The following is a 25244-nucleotide window of genomic DNA, read 5'->3' as shown; positions in this document are numbered from 1 at the left end:
GTGGGAACTCTAGGCCACTAGGTCAGCATCTGACAGATTTATGTCGGCTTTTTGTAACCCAGAAGTCTATCTGCAAGTCTAAAGAGCAATCATTCATGTTGCCCTGAACTATGACTGCATCTGCTTCAACCCAACGACTTCGCAATCAAATAGCCCTCGTTACGGGCGGTAGCTCTGGTATTGGAGCGGGAGTTTGTCTCGCTTTGGCAGCAGAAGGAGCTACTGTAGCAGTGAACTACTCTCACAGCCCCGAAGGCGCCGAAGAGGTAGTAGAAACTATAGAGAAAGCCGGTGGCAAGGCAGTAGCTATTAAGTGCGATGTAAGCCAAGAAGAGGAGGTACAGCGCATGTTTTCTCAGATTCGGGAGCAATTTGGGACGCTGCACATTCTGGTGAGCAATTCAGGCATTCAAGAAGACGCTCCCTTCCTCGACATGACCTTGGAGCAGTGGGAAAAGGTGTTAGCCGTGAATCTGACAGGACAATTTCTCTGTACCCGGGAAGCTGCCCGTGAATTTATTCGCCGCGGACCGCAACCTGAGATTTCAGTAGCTACTGGCAAAATCATTTGCATGAGCTCTGTGCATGAGGTGATTCCGTGGGCAGGCCACGTAAACTATGCCACTAGCAAAGGAGGCATTATGCTCTTAATGAAGAGTATTGCGCAGGAATTGGCTCCTCATAAAATTCGAGTAAATAGCATAGGCCCCGGCGCTATCAAGACTCCTATCAACAAAGAGGCCTGGGATACTCCTGAAGCGGCTGAAAAGCTTCTAACCCTAATACCATACGGACGAATTGGTGAGCCGGAAGACATAGGCAAAGCCGCAGTATGGCTAGCCTCTGATGAGTCAGATTATGTTACAGGTATCACGCTGTTTGCCGATGGGGGCATGACACTTTATCCAGGCTTTGCCTCTAATGGCTGATCTTGTAAGTTTCACATTAATAGACTAATACAAAAAGGCTGCGGACATTCCGTAGCCTTTTTGTATTAGTATGATTGGCAAGTGTTGCTGACAGAATGGTGTGTGAAGGCTAGCTTATGCCTCATCTCTAAGATGGGTCATATATTTTGAGTAGTAGCAGCTATTACTTACGCAGGTAGTCAACGAAGGCTAGAGCCAAAGAGCAATTAGAATTATAAAAGAATCTTTCCACTTGCAGTGCAGGAGGTTAAGGTCTAAGCGCGGATATAGAATTTGCATATTTCCCACAAGCCTCCTCCGCATTATAAAAAGATGCCACCCTCATTTTACAAGTATATTTGATTGAGTATATACGTAAATGATTGATAATCAAATAAATAATATTTTAAGTGAGTCGCTGTTATAAGTACATACATGAATGTTCATTAACAATTATCTGCTGATAAAGCGCTGCGTCTTGGCGTTTCGAGGCTGAGTAAGAATATACCGTTGATGCACAATAAATGATAGCTGTTTGCATAGAGCTATATTCTAAATTCAATATCAATAAAAATTAATAAGTATAGACATTATAAATAAAATCATATTATCTAGGCTTTGTCTCTTGCGGAATAATGATAGAAAAAGGTTTCATTTACTGTATTTAAACACTGTAAACGGCTGTTATTAAGCTATTTTAAATATTTTTCAACAGTGCAGTACTTGGCTAAGTACTTTTATATATCTTTGTGCAGAGACCAGTCTGTATTAAAAGTTCAATAGTTGGTAACAAGCTGTTGACTTACATGTAATGAAATAATGCAAATTTTGCCTCATTTCATTAAAATGAATAGGGGTGAGTCGTAATGGCTTGCGGTTACTTACCTCTTCAAGGTAAGGGCACCCTATATTGAGAATACTGCGCTTCAAGATGCAGAGCTTTAGTGCGCAAAAAGTTCTACATCGCCTCAGCTGGGGCAGAAAAAAGGGGAGGGATTGAGATTGATGACCGAGTATATAGCTCGGTAAGCAGCCAACATTAAAAGCTGTCTGACTAACAGAAGGTTAGCCGGAATTGTAAGAAGCCAAGTTACTGGCTGTTGCCTTAAGTCGCGCTGCTATTACAGTATGCAACATACTGACTTAAAAGGTATTGCATTTTTCTGCTAGGCCTAGCCACCACCATCCACACAACCTACGCTCGGATCAGCGGTCCGCAACCCCACAAGCTGGAGCTGCCGCGACTCCGTGTCCAAACACCTAACCAGTTACTAATGGCAAACTCTTCCAAGCCGATTTCTTTGCTTGCTTATTTGGTAAGCTTCTTTTGGGCTGTTACTACTTATGGTCAGCAAACAGCTTCTCGCGTTTCGGTAACTACAATTAGCCCGAGTGTTTTTACTGGACAAGACTATTCTCCGTGGCTGAACGACGACCTGAGTAGTTTGGTGCAGGAGGTATGGATGCCCATTAACTCGCAATACATCGATGTAACGCTAAAGCTAGCTCAGCAGACGAACGTTACACATATACGGCTGTATGATCATCAGGGCGTTTTTTCGGATAATCCGGCGACGATATACGCCCTGTACGGAAGTCAAAAGGTGTTGTTGGGAAAATTCACGGGTGAGCAATATCTGCAATGGGTAGATATTACGGTTAGCCCAGCGGTTCCGGCTGATGCCATCATCGTGCACAAAATCGGAAACAACATCCCGCAAAAGGTACAAGTGTATGGCGCCGCTACCGCCAGCATTACGCCAACTTCCACTAACCCTACCTTGGTGCAGTCTGTCATCAACTTTGGGGTTCTTGGTACAAAGACTATCGGCGCGGCACCTTTCGCCTTTTCGGCAACCAGTAACAATACCGGTTCTCCTATTACGTTTACATCTAGTAACCCAGGAGTGGTATCTGTTTCGAACAGCTCCGGCCAGTGGATGGCAAGCGTAGTAGCCGTTGGAACGGCAACTATAACAGCATCACAGGCGGCGAGCGGCTCTTTCACGGCTGCTACCAATGTGGTTCAGCCTATTACTGTGCAGCCAGTGCCTACGGTGGCGCCGCTGCCAACCCACACCAATGGCATTGCTCGCGAGCGTAAGCTCAAGCAGCAGTTTGCCGTAAACGCTTTTGAATGGGATCTGGAAGATCCAAACCGTCCGTGGGAGGTTGATGCCACGCGTTTGCCAGCCGTGAAGAAGTTTAATGGCATCCGCCATTATCTCGACTGGGAGCGTCTGGAAGCAAAGGAGGGAAGCTATACCTTCAACCCAAGCTACAACGGGGGCTGGGGCTACGACGAAATGTATGCTCGCCTGAAGGCCGAGGGAGTAGAAGTACTGGCGTGCATCAAGACGGTGCCGAGCTGGTTGCTGGCTTCGTGGCCTGAGTCGGAGCGTGACAGTGAGAACGTGCCCGTGCGGTATGGTAACGACTTCGGGAAACCTAGTTCTTATATCGAGCAAGCTAAACTGGCCTTCCAGTTTGCTGCTCGCTATGGTAGCAATCCAAATGTAAACCCAAGCCTGCTGAGCGTAAATAGCACGCCGCGGTGGACGGGTGATGGGGTAAACACAGTAAAAATTGGTCTGAACCTTATTCAGTACATGGAGTGCGACAACGAGCGCGACAAGTGGTGGAAAGGTGCCAAAGCTTACCAGAGCCCTGCCCAGTATGCTGCTAACCTCTCGGCCTACTACGATGGCCATAAGAACACCATGGGCCCCGGCGTAGGGGTGAAGAATGCCGACCCCAACATGCAAGTGGTAATGGCTGGCCTAGCCGCTCCCGACCCCAACTACGTGAAGGGCATGATTGAGTGGTGCAAGCAGAACCGTGGCTATAAGGCCGATGGTAGCGTGAACCTTTGCTGGGACGTGATTAACTACCATGTGTACTCCAACAACGATAATTGCTCGCAGACGGGCACCTCAACTCGTGGTCAGGCTCCCGAAATTTCGGGCGCTGCCATAATTGGCCAGAGCTTCATGCAAATGGCCCGTGACTATGCTGGCAGCATGCCCGTGTGGGTAACCGAAACGGGCTTCGATACCAACCAAGGCAGCCCACTGAAAGCCATTGCCATCGGTAACCGCTCTGTTGTAGAAACTCAGGCCGACTGGACCCTACGTACTTCCCTGATGTATGCTCGATTGGGTATTGAGCGCAACTTCTTCTATCAGCTCTACGACGATAACCCCGGCAGCTCCCAGCAATTTGCGACGATGGGTTTGACTAACGCTGACCGTACTCCTCGCTTGGCTACGCAGTACCTCAGCCAGACCAACCAGCTTCTGGGGGAGTACGTGTTCAAGCAAACCCTGAATGCCGATCCGATTGTGGACCGCTATGAGCTCAATGGCAACTCTGCCTACGCCTTAGTAGTGCCCGATGAGAAAGGCCGGACGGCGCAGTATACCCTCAACTTGGGAACAGCTACCTATGCCGATGTATACCGCCCAACCAGCGGTGCCCAGTCGATGACGCCCCAGCGTGTGACCCTGCAAAATGGCCAGCTGACGTTGCAGGTAACCGAAACGCCGATGTTTGTAGTTGCTGCCGGCACCACCGCGCCGGCCCCGACTCCAACGCCTACTCCCACGCCAACCCCGACTCCGACGCCTGAGCCTACACCGGTACCCTCCATTTGCTCTGCTACGGGTACGATTCAGCGGGAGCAGTGGAATAACGTGAACGGCAAAAATATCAGCAACATCCCAGTGCAGAACGCGCCGTCGAGCACCAGCCAGCTCACCATCTTCGAGAGTGGCCGCAACATCGGTAACAACTACGGCGCCCGTATTCGTGGCTACATCTGCGCTCCGCAGACTGGAAACTACATCTTCTGGATTGCGGGTGATGAGGCTACCGAACTATATGTTAGCTCGGATGACAACCCAGCCAACAAGAAGCGCATTGCTAGCTCAGGCAGCAGCACAGGCTGGCGAGTATGGAATAAGTATGCCTCGCAGCAGTCGGCTCCGATAGCGTTAGTAGCGGGCCGCCGGTATTATGTGGAAGCCCTGCACAAAGAGCAGGTTGGCGACGACTATGTATCGGTAGCATGGCAGCTGCCCAGCGGTGCAATGGAAGGCCCAATTCCCGGTCGCTACCTGTCGCCTTTCGATCCGGGTGCGGCGCTTTCAACCACAAGTGCAGCCAACGCTACTGTAACCAGCAGCCCCGAGCAGAAGGTAAGCATGGGTGCCGCTAAAACCGAGCTGGTAGCGTATCCGATGCCAGTGACCAATGAGAGTGTCATCGAGTTCACCCTGGCGAAAGCAGGCAATGCTACCGTTGAAATCTTCGACATGCAGGGTCGTCGCTTGCAGCAGGTGTACGCTGGGGCAATGGCAGCTGGCGCAAGCCGCCAGGCACTCCTTAAGGCTTCAAGCCTGCCAACGGGAACCTATATTTTGCGTCTGACCACTGAAAACGAAGTGCTTAACCAGCGCATTGTGGTAGCTAAGTAATCCTGCTCGCGCTTCAGCGCTCCAACAAGAGCCCCCACTCCGGACTCCGATACATAGGAGGACAGAGTGGGGGCTTTTGCGTGGTAAAAACCAAGGCAGTTACTTGGGCAAGGCAAGTGGCCTAGACAATAGCACCAGTAGTGATACCGCAGTAGCAACGTAGTGTAGCACTGTGGTGGCAGCTGGCAGTAGAAAGAATGGGTAGCTGCAGTTAACGGAGCTTGTTAGGCCAGTTCTTGCGACGGGTAGAGAAGCAGTATGGATGCCTTGTGCGGTGCTTCCCCAGAAAATCCGTATACTCCTAATTCAAAGCCTGCCTTTCTTGTTTTTCGGAGCCTTTTTGTGGGCTCTGCTGTTCTAGTTTCGTGATTGATTCTCCTGCTACTGCCACGCCGCGGCCTGATCTGCTGCGCATTCCATACGACGATTACCGGGCCTTGCCCGCTATTGCCAACTCAGATCTTTCCCGACTGCGGGATGCCTTATATGGGCGGCCACCCCGTCCGGTTACATCTACCTCGGGGGCGCTAGGCCTGGGTACAGCCTTCCATACGGCGCTTCTTGAGCCCGAGCTGTACGAGCCCGGCTTGCCTGGCATCAACGACACCCTGATCTGGTGGATGGTAGATGGGGTAAAGCTGAATGCAGAAGTAAATCACTTGCTGGAAGTAGGGACTCCGGAGCCAAGCTGCATCTTCACCGAGCCAGTAACGGGTACGCTCTGTAAACTCCGGGCCGACCTAGTTATCGACCGGCCGGGCGAACCGTATACCATCATCGACTTCAAGACTACCTTGGCCCGCGACTACAGTCACTTTGTGGCCCAGTGCAGCGGCTATGACTACGACCGGCAGGCTGCTTTTTACTCTGATGCACTGCACGCCGACCGCTTCCTGCTAGTGGGCGTGCAAAAGGTAGAGCCCTTCGAGTTGTTTGTGTTTGAAGTGCCCCCGCACATGTTGGCGGAAGGCCGGGCCAAATACCAACGGTTGCTGCGCTTGTTGCAGCCTGATGTAGTGGTGCCCACCGCCGTGGCTGGGGCCGTGCGGGAGGTGCGGGACTCCCTGACCGGAGGTGAACCAGCAGAAGAGTAGCAGGAGCCTTGATGCTTGCAGGTGCAAGCTGCTAAATAAGGCTGAGAGCGAAAACTGTAGCCTCCTGGTGGCCTAGAGGCTGATTTATACGTAAAGCATGTTGTGTCAATAAAAAATATTTTGAAAATAAATTAGGATAAATAATCAGCTCCGTTTATACTTGCATACATCCGACGAAAATAACACTTCACGAATGCGTCATTTCCGCAATAATCTTCAGAATAATAACTCGAATAATAATTTTATTCGAGACTGGAAGGCTATTGCTCCTTTGGAGAAATGAAAAATCAGTAATTGATTTTCTTTTTAAGCCTTCCACCCATGGAAGGCTTTTTTTGTGCCTACTGCTCTGGATAACCTCATGCGTTGCCAGAACAACATAAGTTTTGCCGCGCACAAATACGTATCGAATTTCTAAAAAGCTCCCATCGGGGAGAGTGGAATTCGTGTGCCTTTTTGAAAAACATTTTTTGCAAAAAACCATAAAAAATAATTGCCATGACTGCGCAGGAATTATTGAAAACCGAGGAAGCCATCAGCTTTGTGAAAGAGACATTCGCTAAGGAATTGTCTTCGCAATTGCAACTCAGCAAAGTGTCGTCGCCGATTGCCGTGCTTGACGGTACCGGCATCAACGACGACCTGAACGGTATTGAGCGCCCGGTTGGCTTCCCGATCAAGGCCCTGGGTGAGCGCCGCGCAGTGGTGGTACATTCTCTGGCAAAGTGGAAGCGGGTACGCCTGCAAGAACTGGGTATTGAAGCCGGCCGCGGCTTACTGACCGATATGCGCGCCCTGCGCCCCGATGAAGATTACTCGCCCATTCATTCTATCTACGTAGATCAGTGGGACTGGGAAAAGCACATACAGCCGGAGCAGCGCACCGTAGAGTTTCTGCAAGCCACAGTGGAGCGCATTTACCAGGCCCTACGCACCACGGAGGCTCGCATTGCTGCCGAGTATCCAGAGATTACACCCGTGTTGCCGGAGCGCATCACGTTCCTGCACGCTGAGGACCTACTCAAGCAGTACCCCACGCTCACGCCTAAGGAGCGGGAGCACGAGGCAGTGAAACAGTACGGCGCTGTATTCCTGATGGGCATTGGAGGAGAGCTGAGCCACGGCGAGCCCCATGATGGTCGTGCCCCCGACTACGACGACTGGAGCACCGAAACGGCGGCTGGCTACCGCGGTCTGAACGGCGACATCCTGCTCTGGCACCCAGTGCTGCAAACCTCATTTGAGGTTTCCTCGATGGGTATTCGGGTTGATAAGCACGCCTTAGTGCGCCAGCTGGCTTTACGTGGCTGCGAGGATCGGCAGGAGCTGTCGTTCCACTCGCGCCTGCTGAAGGATGAGCTGCCTCAGAGCATCGGTGGCGGTATCGGGCAGAGCCGGGTGTGCATGTTCATGTTGCGCAAGGGGCACATTGGCGAAGTGCAAGTAAGCATCTGGCCCGAAGCAGTGCGCGAAAAATTGGCTGGCACCGGCGTAGGCCTGTTGTAAGCCGAAAATAGCTGCCTAGAGCAGCATGGGTGGGGGAGCAGGTTTGGCGGCCGTAGCTTCCCCGCCCTTTTTTGTGGCCTAGGCTGAGAGCTCAGGTTCCTAAGCCTAAGATGGATGCCAAACAGGAAGTTACCGCACAAGCTGTTGGCGCTAGGCCAGTAGAACAACAGGCAAAAAAAGCCCCACCTTACATGAAGGCGGGGCTTTTAATGTTTGAGTTATGCGGTTAAATAGTGGCCTAGAAGCTTCGCAGACAGATTGTGCTAGGTTGTTTTTCGGGGTGGTTGGATAAGTTAGTCTCTCGCAAGCCGGAATTATTTATTTGGCGGTTGTCGAATGACCGCCTATGTTAGCGCCGTAAACTTTAGGGGTGTCCTGCTAGCCAGGACTGAGATGATACCCTTTGAACCTGATCAGGCTGATACCTGCGAAGGGAAAAGTACCAGAGTGCATTGCGGCCACAGGTGTGGTCGTGGGCCTCGCTGCCTATTGTTTATAGTCTGATTTTCTGTCAACTAACGGATAGTTGAATGATCTACTATGTCAACAATATGCCGCAGGAGGCCGCGGAAGTGCGCACCGTGGCGGAGGTAATGACCGACCTGCAACTGGCCGGCAAGCGTGGCCTAGCCGTGGCCGTGAACGATACGGTGGTGGCCCAGCCCGAATGGGCCAGCTATGCCCTGCAATCCAACGACCGCGTCACGATTATCCGAGCTACGCAAGGCGGATAACAGTCCTCTAGAAAGTCGGCAGGACGGTTACTGAAGACTAGAGCCAAGCCAGATGGCTTGCTACGCCCAAACGACAGGCCAAGTGGCCGCTGTCACACTCATCCCACATTTTTTCTGATGAAAAAAGACCATGCCCCCCAGCAAACGTTGGTGGAACGTGCGCCCCTAACCGGCTCACGCAAGATTTATGTGCCCGGCCAGCTGCACAATATTCAGGTGGCCATGCGCGAAATCACCCTCAGCGACACCCAGCGCAAGTTCGATTTCACGAACCCCACTGAGCGAAACCCACCCGTAACGGTCTACGACACCAGCGGCCCCTACACCGACCCCAACATTCAAATTGACCTGAAGAAAGGCTTACCCCGCCTGCGGGAGCCCTGGATTCTGGAGCGCGGCGACGTGGAAGAATTGCCTGGCACCACGTCAGAATATGGACGGCAGCGGGCCGCCGATGCCTCGTTGGATCACCTGCGCTTTGAGCACATCCGGCGGCCTTACCGGGCCAAAGAAGGCCGAAACGTTAGTCAGCTGCACTACGCCAAGCAGGGCATTATCACGCCGGAAATGGAATACATTGCCATCCGGGAAAACCAGCGGATTGATGCTCTGGCGGCCGATGATGCGCTGAAAGTGCAGCACCAGGGGCACAGCTTCGGGGCCAATACGCCACAGGGCCACATCACACCGGAGTTTGTGCGGGAGGAAGTAGCAGCCGGCAGGGCTGTTATTCCTTCCAACATCAACCACCCGGAAAGTGAGCCCATGATTATTGGGCGGAACTTCCTGGTGAAGATCAACACCAACATTGGTAACTCGGCTGTGACGTCGAGCATTGAGGAGGAGGTAGATAAGGCCGTGTGGAGCTGCCGTTGGGGGGGCGACACGCTAATGGACCTGAGCACGGGCAAGAATATTCACGAGACACGGGAATGGATTATCCGCAACTGCCCGGTACCCGTGGGCACCGTGCCCATTTATCAGGCTCTGGAGAAAGTGAATGGCAAGGCCGAAGACCTGACCTGGGAGCTGTTCCGAGATACGCTCATCGAGCAGGCTGAGCAGGGCGTAGACTACTTCACAATTCACGCTGGCGTGCGGTTGCCCTACATTCCGCTCACGGCTAAGCGCGTGACGGGCATTGTATCGCGGGGCGGCTCTATCATGGCGAAATGGTGCCTGGCGCATCATAAGGAGAACTTCCTCTACACCCACTTCGAGGAAATCTGCCAGATCATGAAGGACTACGACGTGGCTTTCTCGCTAGGGGATGGCCTACGCCCTGGCTCTATTGCCGATGCCAACGACGAAGCCCAGTTTGCCGAGCTGGAAACGCTGGGCGAGCTCACGAAAATTGCCTGGGCGCACGATGTGCAGGTAATGATTGAGGGCCCCGGCCACGTGCCCATGCACCTGATCAAGCAGAACATGGACAAGCAGTTGAAGGAGTGCCACGAAGCGCCCTTCTACACGCTGGGGCCACTGACTACCGACATTGCCCCAGGCTACGACCATATCACCTCCGCTATTGGCGCGGCCATGATTGGCTGGTTTGGTACGGCCATGCTTTGCTACGTTACCCCGAAAGAACACCTAGGCCTGCCCAACAAGCAGGACGTGAAAGACGGCGTTATTGCCTACAAGATTGCCGCCCACGCCGCTGACCTTGCCAAGGGCCACCCCGGAGCCCAGTACCGCGACAATGCCCTGAGCAAAGCCCGCTTCGAGTTCCGGTGGGAAGACCAGTTCAACCTGTCGCTCGACCCCGACACGGCCCGCGAGTACCACGACGAAACGCTGCCCGCTGAAGGAGCCAAGGTGGCTCACTTTTGCTCCATGTGCGGCCCACACTTCTGCTCAATGAAAATCACGCAAGAAGTCCGCGACTTTGCCGCCAAGCAGGACGTGCAGCCCGATGAGGCCCTGACACACGGCCTAGCCGAAAAGGCGCGGGAGTTCGTGGAAAAGGGCAGCGAGATTTACCTGTAACCAAACCAAGAAGAACGTCATGCTGAGCTTGGCGAAGCATCTCTCTTACGCTTCGTTGCAATAGGCCTAGGTCAGTAGTTAGCCAGAGGTAGAGATGCTTTGGCAAGCTCAGCATGACGGTCAAATAAGTTTCAAATGTCACAGCCGCCTCGCCCTTACGCCCTGAGTATAGCCGGTTTCGACCCTAGTGGAGGGGCCGGCTTGCTGGCCGATAGCAAGACCATGGAGGCGCTCGGCGTCTATGGCCTGGGCGTGTGCACGGCTCTGACGGTGCAGAACGATGTGCAGTTTGAGCGGGTAAGTTGGGTGGCGCAGGCGGAAGTGCAGGCGCAGGCGCGGCTGCTGTTTACTCGGTTTGCTATCGGTCATGTGAAAATTGGCCTTATAGAAAGCCTAACCCAACTGCCGCAACTCTTGAGTTGGCTGCGGGAGCAAAACCCGCGGGTACAGGTGGTCTGGGACCCGGTGCTGCAAGCCAGCTCCGGTTTCGACTTTCATGCCGGGCCGCCGCGGGAACTGGCGCGCGAGGTGTGCACTGGCTTAGCCTTGCTCACGCCTAACCAACCCGAGATGCTGCGCCTGTGGCCTAGCACTTCCGCCGAGGAAGCAGCGGCGGCGGTCAGTGCCTTTTGTCCGGTGCTGCTGAAAGGAGGGCACCAGGAGGGGGCACAGTCCACGGACGTTTTATTCCTGAACGGGCAGCAGCACTCCTTCACGGCCCCGCGCCTGCCGAACGGGGAGAAGCACGGGAGCGGCTGCGTGTTGTCGGCGGCTATTACGGCGGAGTTGGCGAAAGGGCAGCCGCTGATAGAAGCTTGCCGGCTGGGGAAGGAGTATACCACGCGGGTGTTGGCCAGCAACCCTAGCCTACTTGGCTATCATTTTTGAACTCATCAAATGAAACAGATTAGTAACCTACAGTTTATCACCACCTCGGCAGAGCAGGCGGAGCAGGCTTGCGCCGGGGGCGTGCAATGGGTGCAGCTGCGCGTGAAAAACCTGGCCTACGCCGAGTGGAAGCAACGGGCGCTGGCTACCCAGCAGGTGTGCCAGCGCTACGGCGCTACCCTCATCATCAACGACAAGCCGCAGCTGGCCCTGGAAATTGGGGCCGATGGCGTGCACCTCGGTAAAGAAGACTTGTCGCCGACGGAAGCCCGCGCCATTCTCGGGCCCGACTTTATCATCGGTGGCACCGCCAACACGTTTGCTGACATTGAGCGACTGGTGGCGGCTGGCGTAGACTACATAGGCCTAGGGCCGTTCCGCTTCACTACCACCAAGGAAAAGCTTAGCCCAATTCTGGGTCTAGACGGCTATGACGCTCTGCTTACTCAGTGCCGGGCCGCTGGAATCACGACGCCTGTCATTGGTATTGGCGGCATTACCCTGGTAGATGTTACTCCGCTGCTGAGCACTGGCCTACATGGCGTAGCCGTATCGGGGGCTATATCCGCCTCGCCCGACCCCGCAACTACGGCTATGGCTTTTCTGGAGCGTTTGCCCACGCTACTTCCTACTTCCTCATGACCATGCAACCCCTCGTAATTGCCGGGCGTACATTTTCGTCGCGCCTGTTTACTGGCACCGGCAAGTTCAGCTCGGCGCCGCTCATGGAAGAAGCCTTGCTGGTCTCCGGCTCGGAGCTGGTAACCGTGGCCTTGAAGCGGGTCGACGTGACCGATGCCCACGACGACCTGCTAGGCCACCTCAGTCACCCCCAATTTCAGCTGCTGCCCAACACTTCCGGCGTCCGCACGGCCAAAGAAGCAGTATTTGCGGCGCAGCTGGCTCGTGAGGCCTTGGAAACCAACTGGCTCAAGCTTGAGATTCACCCCGACCCCAAATACTTGCTGCCCGACCCGGTAGAGACCCTGAAAGCCGCCGAGGAACTGGTAAAGCTGGGTTTTGTGGTGCTACCCTACATTCATGCCGACCCCGTGCTGTGCAAGCGTCTGGAAGAAGTGGGGGTGGCCGCCGTGATGCCGCTCGGTTCGCCCATCGGCTCTAATAAAGGCCTGCTAACCCGGGAGTTTCTGGAAATTATTATCGACCAGAGCCGGGTGCCGGTGGTAGTAGATGCTGGCATCGGGGCGCCCTCGCACGCCGCCGCTGCTATGGAGCTAGGAGCCGATGCGGTGCTAGTAAATACCGCCATTGCTGTGGCCGGCCAACCCGTGCAGATGGCGCATGCCTTCCGCTTAGCTGTAGAAGCTGGCCGACTGGCCTACGAGGCTCGGCTGGCCGCTCCCAGAGCCCACGCCGAGGCCAGCTCACCCCTCACATCTTTCCTGGATTAGTTGCCCACAGTGGGTTGTTAATACAACTGACACCTTTCAATGGCAACTGACAATAATAACTAAATCATGTCCTTCCGCCCCATCTTCGATGCTCACCGCTGGGACGACGTCAAGGCAAGTATCTACGCCAAAACTGCCGCTGATGTAGAGCGGGCGTTGGCGGCGCCGAAATGTACACTGGAAGATTTCAAGGCGCTGATTTCGCCAGCCGCTGCTCCGTACCTGGAGCAGATGGCTCGGTTGAGCAATCAACTCACCCGCAAGCGTTTCGGCAACACGGTGCAGCTGTATGTGCCGTTGTACCTGAGCAATGAGTGCCAGAATATCTGCACGTATTGTGGCTTCAGCCTCGATAACAAGATCCGGCGGCGCACGCTCAGCAGCGTGGAAATGCTGCAAGAGGCGACCGTGCTGAAGGAGTGGGGCTACGAGCATGTGTTGTTGGTAACCGGCGAAGCCAACCAAACCGTGGGCGTTGACTACCTGCAGAAAGCCATCCAGACGTTGCGGCCTCACTTCGCGCATATCTCTATGGAGGTGCAGCCCCTGGACCGCGAAGACTATGAGCGGCTCATCCCCGATGGCCTACACACAGTGCTGGTGTATCAGGAAACCTACCATCAGGAAGACTACAAAAAGCACCATCCAAAGGGCAAGAAATCGAACTTCTACTACCGCCTCGATACGCCCGACCGGCTAGGCCAGGCGGGCATTCATAAGATGGGGCTGGGCGTGTTGTTTGGCCTAGAAGATTGGCGCACGGATAGCTTTTTCACAGCGCTGCACCTGGCCTACCTGGAGCGCACTTATTGGCAAACCCGCTACAGCTTATCCTTCCCGCGGCTGAGGCCGGCGGAAGGCCTGTTGCAGCCCAAGGTAGAAATGTCAGATAGGGAGTTGGTGCAGCTGATTTGCGCGTATCGGCTGTTGAATGAAGAGGTGGAATTGTCGATTTCGACCCGCGAAACGCCCACCTTCCGCGACCATATTATTAAGCTCGGTATCACGTCCATTAGTGCGGGCTCCAAAACTAACCCTGGCGGTTACGTGGTAGAGCCAGAATCATTGGAGCAATTTGAAATCAGCGACGAGCGCAGCCCCGCCGAAATTGCGGCCATGATCCGGCGCCAAGGGTACGAGCCCGTCTGGAAAGATTGGGACCAGGCGTTGGCAACGCCAGTACCCTAGCTGCCAAGTATGGCTGCTTGCAACTCCTGAAAAGCGGCCACCGGATCGGGGTCCTGCCAGATGCCGCCCAGCACGGCTGCCCCCGCAAAACCAGCCTGTTGCACCCAAGGCAAGTTGGTGGGGGTGACGCCGCCCAGCGCCACAACTTTCGGGATGTAACCTCTACGGCCACGCAAGTGGCCTAGCGCGTGTTCCAGGGCTTCGGGCTTGAAGTCGGCCTGATAGCCCGGCTTGCTGATGCTCGGAAAAATTGGGCTGAGAAACACGTAATGGTAAGGCCAACGGTGACTTAAAACGTCATGTAGAGTGTGGAGCGAGGCGGAAATGCTCCGGCCCGGCAACTGGCGCAGCAGGGCCGGTGTAGTAGAGGCGCGCCGGCTGCGCTCGGTCAGATGTATGCCTTTGAGTGGAAACTGCAGGGCCAGTGTGTAGTGTGAGTGTACTACCAACCGGTCATGGTAGAGAGCCGGAATCTGCTCCAAGTATGCTATTAGCTCCGACTCCGACCAGCCCGGTTTGCGGACGTGGTAGGTTTGCAAACCAGCTTCGAAGAGCCGCAGCAGCAGTTGTTGCTCGGCTTCTAGATGCGCAGGAGGGGAGATGACCAGCAGATCAAACGACATGGGGAAACGCGTGGTTGGGTGGCGAGCTACTGGCCTAGCAGCTTCTTGGCCGCGGTTTCACCACTTACCAGCGCGGCTTCTACTGTGCCAATGTGGGCCCCTTCGTACACCCCTTCACCCGCAAAAAAGAGCGTGTCCTCTACTGACTGGTTGAGAACTTGATGAGCTGCGGCGGCCCCAACGGTGGCGTAGGTATAGGCTCCTCGCGCAAATGGGTCGGCGCCCCAGTTCACTATGCGGTGGGCGCGTAGCTGCTGACGCAAGAACTCAGTTGTAGAGCCAAACAAGTACGCTAGGCTGTCAAGCGCCAATGTGAGTAAGTCGGCATCAGAGGTTTCGCGCAGGGCTGCGGCTGCCGGGCCCGCTACCCAGCCAGTGAGCAAGGGGCGGGTGGCGGGCAGCTGACTCCACCACGTGGGTACGGCCGCATCGGAGAATAGAAACCCCATTTCGGGCATGGGCTGGCCTACCTCGGCGGATGGTGCTTGCCAGAATGCGTCTTGAAACTCGAGCAGGAATTTAACGACGGGCCCCACGCCCAGCGCCGTGGCGGCAGCCCGGTAAGCGGGTAACTCTGGCGTGAAGCGTACGTAACCCGGCGTTCCTTCTTCGGCCTGTAATACACCTAGCGGCAGCGTGAGCATAGCCTGAGCAGCTTGAAAGCTACGCCCGCCCTGGCAGCGCACTTCTACATAACCAGCTTGCCAGCGCACTTCTTGCACGGTGGTGGAGTAATGTAGCTCACCACCCGCCGCTTTTATTTCCTGCACCAACCACTCTATCAACTGGCCATAGCCGCCCTCGGGTCGGGGCGAGTCTTCGGCCCCGTTGCCCGACCATTCCTCACGTAGCGCAAAGGCGCTGGCCCGGCGGGCATCGGCAGCATCGTACCCCTCCGCAAAGCGCGTGACCGTGTCGCGCAGCTTCTGGTGCTGCTCGTCGGGGAACTGTTGCGCCAAGAACTCAGCCAAGGGCACATCATGCTCCAGCGCATACAGCTTTTCCAGAAGCAAGGGCATATCCTCCACGAAGAATCCTTCCGCCACCTGAGCGCTGCCCCCCGCAACTTCATAATTGCTGCCCTCAGGATCATGCGTGCGGATGCCAGCTTCTCGCAGAAGAGCTTGGGAAAGGGCCACATCACCGTGCAGAAACTCAGCTCCACTTTCAGTAGGACCAGTGAATCCGGCTGCAGTAAAGGTGTGAATGCGGCCTCCCGGTCGGTTGCGGGCTTCGAGGACGATTACGTGCTGGCCCGCTTGGGTGAGAGTACGGGCAGCCATTAAACCAGCAGCGCCGGCTCCAACAATTAAAATAGGGTACGTAGGCATGCAAACAGATCAGCACCCAAAGTGGGAGGGTGCTTGAAGAGAAGCAATAACAGCCACATAAAGTTTAGGGAAAGGTAACGCTACGCAACTAACCGCTCAAGTCTGCACTTGTTCAGTTAGGGGCAGTGTCAGTTAACTTCTCACTGTTGCGCAGGTGGCGATGGGCATAATCACTGGCCTACAGAGAGCAAGCTGCGCGTATGATAAGGTGCTGGTGGTCTAGCGCAAACTGATCCAGCTGGGACTAGCCGGAAGCCCTGCGGGGGCAGCCCACACAATTGGGGTCGACTGTAGAATGGTGCCTGCCCCATCTAAGTACTGTACCTTATACTCATGCGTAGTGCCTGAGAGGTTAGCAGTACGGTCGAGGAAAGGACTGCAGGCATTACGTGCAATGCACTGCCACGCTTGGTTACGGCTTCGCCGATACACGTAGGCAAATTGCCCCATTGGAGTTGGAAAATTGAGGCGGCAGCCCGTAGGAACGAGGTACAGGTGCAGAGTTGCGGTTGGGGCCAGGGTAAGCATTGTTTTCAATAGGTAAGCAGACGAAGAACGGACACATCAGATGCGCACGCAATGCAGCAGGTACTGATGGGTGGTTAAACGTTGCTTAGCGAAAAAGTGCCTACGGATAAATACGGGTTTTGCCAGAGTAAACTGCTGAATTTGCTTTGCAGGCTCTGCAACTCAGCGCTGGGGTTAGAGCTGAGCGCGGCGGGGAAAACCAATGCAGAGGCCTAGGGAAGGTGGCTGCGAGATTGACGCTGGTGTAGCTGCAGAAGTGAAGTAATGCTGCGCTGAACGGCTACTTTGCCGAGTTGGCGCACTATTTCAGGGTGGTTCCAGCGGTAGAACCGCGCTACCATAGCCGCGGCCGCCCTAGTGCCCATTGACTGCCAGAGAAGGTAAGGTAATTCTATCTCCGAGAGGTCCGTTCCGGTGCGCGAATGCGCCACTAAGATGAGTGCCACAATGGGGCCATCAGCTTCAGCATAAACGCGCAGGGTACATGACTTGCCCACGAAGAATAGTGATTTAGCGTGGTGGCCGGCCTAGAGATGCAAACGGGTTCGAAGTGCCTAAAAATCAACAACTGGTACGGAAAATGCTACCGTATTAATATCTTTTTTCAGTTCGTAATAAATACTCATATTCTATATAATGGTTTCTATATTTTTCTAGCAAGTCGTGCCTACTGAAACAGACATGTAAGTGGCCTACTATATATGAGAACCAAAAAGAACCTGCCGCACTAGTGACAGGCTCTTTTGTTTAGCCAATGCCTCGCACTTACTTCGTAAAAGCCGATAGCAGAAGACTCTTTTTCGTGTTTGTGAGCAGCGGTGCCATGTCTTCACGTGTTGGAGCCGGAAACAATATGGCTTTGACTTCGGGGTAACGCTGCGCCACGCGCTGTACTACCTGCTTATTCTCTGGTACCACATCCTGCAACAGCAGCATAATGGGTTTATCGTGTAAGGCCATAGAAGTAGCAAACTGGTGGCGGTAGGTTTCATATGCAGTACCTGCATCTTTGGCAGAACCCGCTTCTACAGAACAAGGCACCGCCACCCAGTTTACAAGGGCTTTGCCCGGGAAATACGCCTGAACTGATGCAGTCGTGGGTGGGGTCCAGACCCACAATACTTTAGTAGCTTTTGCTGCCTTGAACTCCTGCGTTATTGCTTGCCAGGATATTCGGTATGCTTCCGGCGACGAAGCTTGTATGAGTGGCCGCAACAGCACGGGCTTGTCTATGTGCTGTAAGGCTACTGCCATAGCGCGCCAGCTGGCTGCAGAAGTGCCTGCCTGCCAAGTAAGCAACGGAGCTGTGCCTTGCTTCTGCAATGCCATAATAGTTGCTGTAGGCACCTCCTTGGTCACATTCAGGGCTGCAACATCCGGCGCTTCCTCGGAACTTACGTAGGCCAGTAGTTTGCTATCCGAGCCAGCCGTAAACTGCACCGGCAACTTTTCCGGTAAAGTAGTAAATTGAGTGCCTACGCGAAGCTTGTCGCCGCCATTAAGCAGCCAAGTGTATACCTCAGGATATATTGATTCAGCGTGCACATGCATTGCCACATCAGTAAAAGCAACCAGGGCAACACTTCCTGCAGCCACAAAAGCGGCAACTGATTGAATGCGCGCATTCATGGTTCGCACTACTCTCACCATGGGGCTAAGTATGGCTATCATAAATTCAGAACCCATGTCTTGCATCAGGTTACGAGCCCAGACGTGCTGACCCATAACAACGGCAGCCATCAGAATACCCGCGTTGCAGGTTGCCAGAAACGCCATTAACCGGGAGTACGGGCTCCAGTCAACATAGCCAGCGTACTTAACTGCTACAGCACAAGCTACTATTACCAATATGTTGGGCAAGCAAATCCGAAATTCATTCCGATAATTGCCTTCCTTGGGAGTTGGAATGTAGGGTACGCGTACGCGCAAAAACGTATACACTAGGCCTAATAGATACACCCACCACGTCCCAACCCGGAGTATGCCGCCCGCTAGGTGTAAGCCTCTTTCCGAAGGGTCACGCAACCAGCTTTGCGCCTTGTAGCGAATTAGTAGCCCGATACCCAAAAGCGGAGTTAGGTGCAGCACAAACGCGGGTAGCGAGATGTGCCAAGGGTAAACTGAGAAGGCGAGTGAATAGATAGGCACGGCCAAATCAATAAGGGTGATTAGGCCTGAAAGAAAGTACAAGGGCAAAATGGCGTAGTGTAACCGCTGACGCCAGGAGAATTGTGTAAAGAGCCGGGGATACACTTCAAATAGTAGCTCAAAAGCACCTCGGGCCCACTTGAGCTGCTGCGAATAGAAGGCGCCGAGAGTGGAGGGCACCAAGCCCCGACTCAGGATGCGTGGCACGTATACTGACTGCCATCCCGCAGCGTGCAGCCGCATTGCCGTATGCATATCCTCTGTTAAGCCTGCCGCATGTCCACCAATTGAGTCCAGCGCTGCCCGACGGAATGTGCAGTTTGCCCCAATAGCCTGTGCCGTGTTATAGCTATTCATGCCCATCATGAGGGGGCCGTAGAAATGATACGTCTGCTCAGCGGCTCCTCGTGCTACGAGGCTTTCCTGCTGATTGCCGTAGGCCTGTACCACCTGCACATAGCCTACGCTGGCATCAGCAAAATAAGGAACAACATGATCCAGAAAATCGGGCGTAGGCACGTGGTCAGGGTCAAGAACCACGCATAAATCTCCCGTAGCTTGCTCTAAGGCATGGTTGATGTTGCCAGCCTTGGCGTTTACTTTGATTTCGCGGGTAACGTGCACAACGCCTAGTCGCTCACATACTGCACGGAGATATGGGTCGTTACCCTCGTCGCAGAGGTAGCTGGTGTGCGGATAGGTAACTGCCTGCATGGCCTCTAGCGTTTGCACTACCATGGCATGCGGCTCTCCGGGGCAGAAAGTCGTGAGAATATCTACCGTAAACTGGGGCACTTGTGCTACCGGTGGTAAGGGCTCCGTAACGTTGACGTAGTGATACCACTCGTGCAACATGCGCAGAATCTTGAACCCCAGTGAGAAAGTGAGCAACCAGAAGAGAGGTGCGTAGCCAATCGGCTTTGATGTAGCAAACCAGACAACAAAATAAACCAAGCTCACTAGGCCTAGGCCTACTAAGTGCCGCATATGGGTGACACCATCAGCTTGCTTGCTGCATATAGTCGCTTCTTTTTCTTTACCTCTGCTGTTAATCGTGCGTTGCCGTCTAAGAGCCAGTGGATGATTTACTGTCTTTTCACTGAATCTATGCATACTATGTTTTATTCCGCCAGCTATAAGGAGCCTTATGTACGGAAAGTTCTATTATTTGATAATATTTATTTAAAATTATACTTTATTAATAAGTCAGCTTAGCATACATCCCACAGACCATCAAGTTTCGCATTTCCCAATGGGTTTAATTTCAAGTAAGCTGCTGAAAAACCTTCGGCGGTGGGTAGTAGCAAGCTTTATCGGTAGTCAGGTTTGTCTCCTGGTAGGGGCGTGTTCCACCAAGCACGAAAAACCTGCTACCACGCAACTACCCGCTGGTGTTGTACCTGTCAGAGTAGTACGTGTGGGGAGTGGCTACCAATTGCAACGGAATGGCAAACCATACTTTATAAAAGGAGGAGCTGGCCTAGAGCACTATGACCAGCTTAAAGCCGCAGGAGCAAACTCGGTGCGACTCTGGTCGGCAGACTATGCCGACGACCGGATGGACGAAGCCCAACGGCAAGGGCTGACCGTGACACTGGGTGTGTGGTTAGTCCATGAGTCGAAGCAATTTGACTACAATAACACTTGGGAAGTTGAACAGCAAAAGAAGGCAATTCGCGAACAGGTGCTACGCTATCGGTATCACCCTGCATTGTTGGCTTGGTCAGTAGGCAATGAGGTAAACTACGAGTCCAATAATCCACTGCTATACCGGGCTATAAATGATATCGCCCGCATGGTGCACGAGCTGGATCCATATCATCCGGTGACCTCTACGGTAACAAGTACACTAGAAAATTTTGATAGGATCAAACGGCTATGTCCAGATTTAGATTTTATCAGTGTTAATTCTTTTGGCAACTTATACTCTGTAGCTGATAGGCTAAAGCGGGAGGGATGGCACGGACCATTCCTTATTACAGAATTTGGAGCGCGAGGATATTGGGAGTCACCTAAAACAGGGTGGGGCACCGCCAAAGAGCAGACGAGTACCCAAAAGGCTCAGTTTGCACGCGAACGGTACGAGAAAGCTATAGCCGGCAACCCTACTACCTGTTTGGGGGGATATGTTTTCTATTGGGGAAATAAATTCGAGTATACCTCTACGTGGTTTAGCCTTTTTACACCTACTGGTGAAAAAACGGCTACAGTAGATGTGATGCAGGAACTATGGACCGGCAAACCACCCCGCAACTTATCTCCACAAATTCAGGAATTGCAAGTCGCAGGCCAGTCGACGTTATATGATCGGCAACTGCTTCCTGATAAAGACTACTCTTTGAAGCTAATAGCCACAGATCCCGAAAACGATTCTTTGCAGGCCCAATGGCAGTTAACACCTGATGCTATTCTGACTGATGCTAGCGATATAGTAAAATCTACTCCAACTGTGCCAATCGAACATGCCATCAGAGCCTTGAGCATGCTAGAAGCGGTGCTCCATACTCCTCGCAAACCTGGACCTTACCGGCTCTCCGCTACTGTGCTTGACGGCAAAGGAAGTGCAGCTACTATTGGTATACCATTCTTAGTGGTTTCGGGAGAGAAGTAGCATAGTATGTCTGATGTAAACTGAACAGGAGCGTCTTATGCGCAATAATGGTTGCGCAGGTTACTCTATAAACTATAGGTTCGCAGGAGCATAAGAGCGTATAATTATTCTTAAATGGCGACAAGCCTTTTTCATGACATAATCCTATTTTGTGAGTAAAAACAGGTACTGCGGTTTATATATAGTAATTGTACGAGTTTTATTGTAATTTTCTCTATACAAAGATATGCTGTAATGCTTTGCATTTTGCATTATTAAAGTTTGTATGGCCCTTATAAGGGTTATAAATCTTTGAAAAACGTTTATATTTTTATATCTATCTCATTTACATAGTATTGCATTGTCGTACCAAAGACTTTGTCAATGCGCGTAAAACTTGTACTCTTATCAGTTCTCTTTGTCTCTTTGCTTACGAGCAGCTCGTCAGCTTTAGCTACAACGTACTATATAAGCTCAACAGGTAACGATACCAATGATGGTACATCAGTTGCAACGGCTTGGAGCAGCATTGCCCAAGTAAACAACGTCAGCTTTAAGCCTGGCGACCGGGTGCTGTTTGAGGCAGGCAAGACTTTTACAGGCTCGCTGTGGTTTAGAAGCAAAGGCACCGCTGCCAACCCTATCAAGATTAGCTCTTATGGAGTGGGGGTTGCTACTATTGCTAGCGGCAACAACTATGCATTCTATTGCCCTGATGCTGGTGGAATTGAGTTGCGACGGTTGAAATTTGTGGGGTCTGGTCGTACCTCGACTAACAACTCAGGAGTAATTTTCGCTACGGGTCTCACCAATCAGCGTCTATCCCATTTGGTGTTGGATAGCCTTGATGTGAGTGGATACATCAAAACGGGTATTGCTATTGGTAGCTCAAGCGTTACCAGCGGTTACGACAACGTGCGTATCACGAATTGCCAGGCCCACGATAACGGAGAGGCTGGCATCTCTACCTACGGGGCATATCCTAACGTTTGCCACAAGGATTTTTACGTGGCAGATTGCCAGGCGTATAACAATTCGGGCCGCTCGGAAATCACCACTACCAATACTGGAAACGGTATTGTGCTTTCCAGCATTGATGGAGCTACGATTGAACACTGCGAAGCCTTCAACAATGGCTGGCTGAATAGTAACCCGAGTGGTGGTCCGGTGGGCATTTGGGGCTGGCTCTGCAATAAACTGGTTATTCAGGAGTGTGAGTCGCACCACAACCGCTCGGGTTTGGCCCATGATGGTGGAGGGTTTGACTTGGATGGTGGCTGCACCAACTCCATCATGCAGTACAACTACTCGCATGATAATGATGGCCCTGGCTATTTGCTGGCACAATTCAATGGAGCGCCTCCCATGCACGACCTCACCATTCGCTACAACATCAGCGAAAATGATTCCCGCCGGTTTGGGCAGGGTGCTATCATGCTGTGGTCGTCGGGAGATAATGGCGGCATTCAGAATGCGGCCATCCACAACAATACGGTGTACCTGACGCCCGCTGTCGATGGCTCTGAGGCCAATGCGTTCTACCTCTCAAGCAATGGGGTGAGCCAAATCACGGTGCGTAACAATATCTTCCAAACAACAGCAGGCGTAGCGCAGGTTAAAGCTCTTGCCACTGATGGCATTGCGTTCCAAAGCAATTGCTATTGGGGCACCGGCAAACCTCTGAGCATCAAGTGGGGCTCCGCTTCCTTTAGTAACCTGGACGACTGGCGCACTTCTACTCGTCAGGAAACGGTAGGCAGCCGGTCAGTGGGCGTGAGCTTGGATCCTGCCTTCGTGCGTGCTGGTCAGGGAGGTGCTCTGAATACATCGAACGGTAACCGTCGACTGCTGACCTCCTGGGATGCATACAAACTACAGCCAAACTCGGCTGCTATCGGCACGGGATTGAATTTGGCTACAGAATTTAACCTAATACCTGGCTCTCGCGACTTCTTTGGCTCAGCAACGCCAGCTCCCGGAGTACTGGGCAACCTGGGCGCCAGTGAGTCAGAGACTAAAGCAGCGCCCTTGCCCGTTGAGCTCGTATTATTCACGGCCGAGCGACAGGCCAACACTGCCGTACTGCGTTGGAGCACTGCGTCTGAGTTGCAAAATGACCGTTTCGAAGTAGAGGCTAGCAGCGACGGAAAAGCATTCAGCCGAGTTGCTACAGTCAAAGGCAACGGTACGACTACGCAAACCAACTTCTATTCCTCGCAGGATGCCCTTGCCAAATACTCGAGCTCTGTGGTGTACTACCGCCTCAAGCAAGTTGATTTGTCCGGCAAGTCGTCATACTCCGCAGTGAAAGTCGTCACGCTCAGTGATGTTGTTAAACTGGAAATGCAAGCGTGGCCCAACCCCTTCGTTGGAGAGCTAAGTATGCAGATTCAAAGCCCAGCCGGCGGAAAAGCTTTTATCACCTGCACGGATGCTATGGGACGGACGGTACTAACGCGTTCGGTTGAAGTAAACAAAGGAGCGTCTACCGTCTCTCTACCTGAAGTAGCGCAACTGCCACTAGGTGTATACAGCCTGACAGTGCAGCAAGGTGCAACGCGTGTGGTGACCAAGCTGATGCATCAATAAATCATCCATACTCAGTAGGCGTAGGCCTCTCAGACAGCACGCACTTTTAGAAAGCGTGGTTCGTCTGAGAGGCCTACGCTTTGTAGACCTGCTGCATGTGCACAGAGAATATGCGCTAGGCCACTTGCAGCGCAGCTAGCAGACACGCGAACAAGTGCTCAGTTCTATTTCAGAAAGCAAAGCCCGTAGTGGTAAAGGAAGATATTAGTGCACAGCAGCAATGCTGCTGACGGGCTGCTGGCAGTTTACCGCGCCTGAACGATGGGAGTCGCGGCCATGATGATGCCTGACCCATCACAGAAGCACACCACATACTCTGGCTTGGTTTCTTGATACAGCGGCCTAGAGTCTACGTAAGGGCTGCAGGCGTTTCGGGCTACGCAGCACCACGGCTCATTTTCCGTGCGCCGATACACATATGCATAGCGCCCTTCGGGAATTGTAAAATCAAGCCGGTGGCCCCGGGGGGTGGCATGCAGGCGCAAAGCTGTAGTTTCTGGAAGCGTTAGCATCAATAACACAAGTAGAAAGCACATCACGAAAAGCCGTGAGGCTTGACTAGTTAACTTTTTGTGCCCAGCAATGGATACCTGGTTATTACTGATTTATGCGGGGGAAAACCCTTATTTTTCACAGAGTGGTACGTAAGTATGATTGTATCATAAGTACAGAAGCCCGGCTGCTACGCAAGAAAGTGCGTAGCAGCCGGGCTTCTGTACTTATGAAATAAGACTATCAGATTAGCTTCCACTTGCGCCAACCTCACTGGTTTAGGTGGCCTAGCTAGTGGCACTGAGCGGGTTTAACTGCTTTCCGCTGTGATGTTCTGCACAGCAAAGCCAGCAGATTGCAGGGCGGCACTTATGCCTTCCGGTCCAGGGTTGGTGGCAGAGGCAACGGCTACTTCTGCCTCGCCGGCTTCAATACGGTCTACTAATAGGCCTAGGCCTGTAAGCACTTCTCGTGCCCGCCCAATGCTGTCGGCGTTCGTTAGGCCATCTACCTGCAGCAGGTAGCGCAGGAGTTGGGTCGGGTTGGTATCAGGAGCAGGTTGAGTCATGGGTGAAAGCGGTTAGGTTGAACGCGAGAATTAACAAGCATGTATACCGTGTGTACTGCGATAGAGTAGGGGAGTTATGGTTGAGCTTGGATAGGTAATTCGAGTAATGCTGGGAAGCCTAGGCCACCCGGCAGCGGTTTCAAGCTGGATATAGTAGTTTCGTGGGTGGGCGCAACTGGTG

General features: G+C 53.1%; 17 protein-coding genes and 1 riboswitch. Of the genes, 12 read left to right on the top strand and 5 right to left on the bottom strand.

Annotated features, from left to right (window positions below; translation table 11 throughout):
• The first annotated feature begins 110 nt into the window (after window positions 1–110).
• The 10 genes from EU556_RS16025 to thiH all read left to right on the top strand — a co-directional run bounded on the left by EU556_RS16025 (window position 111) and on the right by thiH (window position 14194).
• A complete protein-coding gene (locus tag EU556_RS16025; RefSeq protein WP_135435153.1) occupies window positions 111–929 on the top strand; it encodes an SDR family oxidoreductase in 819 nt (272 codons plus the stop codon).
• Between the two features lie 1253 nt (window positions 930–2182).
• Window positions 2183–5383 (top strand): T9SS type A sorting domain-containing protein, encoded by a 3201-nt coding sequence (locus EU556_RS16020; RefSeq protein WP_135435152.1) that lies wholly within the window; start codon window positions 2183–2185, stop codon window positions 5381–5383.
• A 365-nt stretch (window positions 5384–5748) separates the two neighbouring features.
• Entirely contained in the window at window positions 5749–6477 is a 729-nt protein-coding gene (locus tag EU556_RS16015) for a PD-(D/E)XK nuclease-like domain-containing protein (RefSeq protein WP_135435151.1), read from the top strand.
• A 498-nt stretch (window positions 6478–6975) separates the two neighbouring features.
• On the top strand, window positions 6976–7983 hold the full coding sequence (asnA, locus tag EU556_RS16010) for an aspartate--ammonia ligase (protein WP_135435150.1): 1008 nt from the start codon (window positions 6976–6978) through the stop codon (window positions 7981–7983).
• Window positions 7984–8339: 356 nt separating this feature from the next.
• Window positions 8340–8436: riboswitch (TPP riboswitch) on the top strand.
• Between the two features lie 77 nt (window positions 8437–8513).
• Window positions 8514–8717, top strand: a complete 204-nt coding sequence (gene thiS, locus EU556_RS16005; RefSeq protein WP_135435149.1) for a sulfur carrier protein ThiS — start codon at window positions 8514–8516, stop codon at window positions 8715–8717.
• A gap of 117 nt (window positions 8718–8834) precedes the next feature.
• The gene (gene thiC, locus EU556_RS16000) at window positions 8835–10706 is read left to right on the top strand and encodes a phosphomethylpyrimidine synthase ThiC (protein ID WP_135435148.1); all 1872 of its coding nucleotides are present in this window, start codon (window positions 8835–8837) and stop codon (window positions 10704–10706) included.
• A gap of 135 nt (window positions 10707–10841) precedes the next feature.
• Entirely contained in the window at window positions 10842–11594 is a 753-nt protein-coding gene (locus tag EU556_RS15995) for a hydroxymethylpyrimidine/phosphomethylpyrimidine kinase (protein WP_135435147.1), read from the top strand.
• A 9-nt stretch (window positions 11595–11603) separates the two neighbouring features.
• Complete coding sequence (locus tag EU556_RS15990; RefSeq protein WP_135435146.1) at window positions 11604–12236, top strand: thiamine phosphate synthase; 633 nt, start codon at window positions 11604–11606, stop codon at window positions 12234–12236.
• Window positions 12233–13006, top strand: a complete 774-nt coding sequence (locus EU556_RS15985) for a thiazole synthase (RefSeq protein ID WP_317128717.1) — start codon at window positions 12233–12235, stop codon at window positions 13004–13006. The genes EU556_RS15990 and EU556_RS15985 overlap by 4 nt, the downstream gene beginning before the upstream one ends.
• A 66-nt stretch (window positions 13007–13072) precedes the next feature.
• Window positions 13073–14194 (top strand): 2-iminoacetate synthase ThiH, encoded by a 1122-nt coding sequence (gene thiH / locus EU556_RS15980; RefSeq protein ID WP_135435145.1) that lies wholly within the window; start codon window positions 13073–13075, stop codon window positions 14192–14194.
• Here thiH and EU556_RS15975 read toward each other — a convergent pair.
• The 3 genes from EU556_RS15975 to EU556_RS15965 all read right to left on the bottom strand — a co-directional run bounded on the left by EU556_RS15975 (window position 14191) and on the right by EU556_RS15965 (window position 19811).
• Window positions 14191–14817 carry a thiamine phosphate synthase gene (locus tag EU556_RS15975; RefSeq protein ID WP_135435144.1) on the bottom strand — a complete coding sequence of 209 codons (627 nt, stop codon included), beginning with the start codon at window positions 14815–14817 and terminating at the stop codon, window positions 14191–14193. The genes thiH and EU556_RS15975 overlap by 4 nt on opposite strands.
• A gap of 26 nt (window positions 14818–14843) precedes the next feature.
• Entirely contained in the window at window positions 14844–16148 is a 1305-nt protein-coding gene (locus tag EU556_RS15970; protein WP_135435143.1) for a flavin monoamine oxidase family protein, read from the bottom strand.
• A 1293-nt stretch (window positions 16149–17441) separates the two neighbouring features.
• Window positions 17442–19811, bottom strand: coding sequence for a glycosyltransferase (locus tag EU556_RS15965; protein WP_135435142.1), 2370 nt, complete (start codon window positions 19809–19811; stop codon window positions 17442–17444).
• Window positions 19812–20076: 265 nt separating this feature from the next.
• On the opposite strand from EU556_RS15965, the gene EU556_RS15960 reads away from it, so the two are divergent.
• Together EU556_RS15960 and EU556_RS15955 are read left to right on the top strand one after the other, a co-directional pair.
• Entirely contained in the window at window positions 20077–21435 is a 1359-nt protein-coding gene (locus EU556_RS15960; protein ID WP_135435141.1) for a glycoside hydrolase family 2 TIM barrel-domain containing protein, read from the top strand.
• A gap of 363 nt (window positions 21436–21798) precedes the next feature.
• Window positions 21799–24003, top strand: coding sequence for a right-handed parallel beta-helix repeat-containing protein (locus tag EU556_RS15955; protein WP_135435140.1), 2205 nt, complete (start codon window positions 21799–21801; stop codon window positions 24001–24003).
• Between the two features lie 245 nt (window positions 24004–24248).
• Here EU556_RS15955 and EU556_RS15950 read toward each other — a convergent pair whose 3' ends face one another.
• Together EU556_RS15950 and EU556_RS15945 are read right to left on the bottom strand one after the other, a co-directional pair.
• Entirely contained in the window at window positions 24249–24515 is a 267-nt protein-coding gene (locus EU556_RS15950) for a hypothetical protein (RefSeq protein ID WP_135435139.1), read from the bottom strand.
• Between the two features lie 290 nt (window positions 24516–24805).
• Window positions 24806–25063, bottom strand: coding sequence for a hypothetical protein (locus EU556_RS15945; protein ID WP_135435138.1), 258 nt, complete (start codon window positions 25061–25063; stop codon window positions 24806–24808).
• Between the last annotated feature and the right edge of the window lie 181 nt (window positions 25064–25244).

The sequence above is a fragment of the Hymenobacter fodinae genome, assembly GCF_004745825.1.
Taxonomy (GTDB): domain Bacteria; phylum Bacteroidota; class Bacteroidia; order Cytophagales; family Hymenobacteraceae; genus Hymenobacter; species Hymenobacter fodinae.
This window is presented reverse-complemented; position numbering and strand designations above follow the sequence as displayed.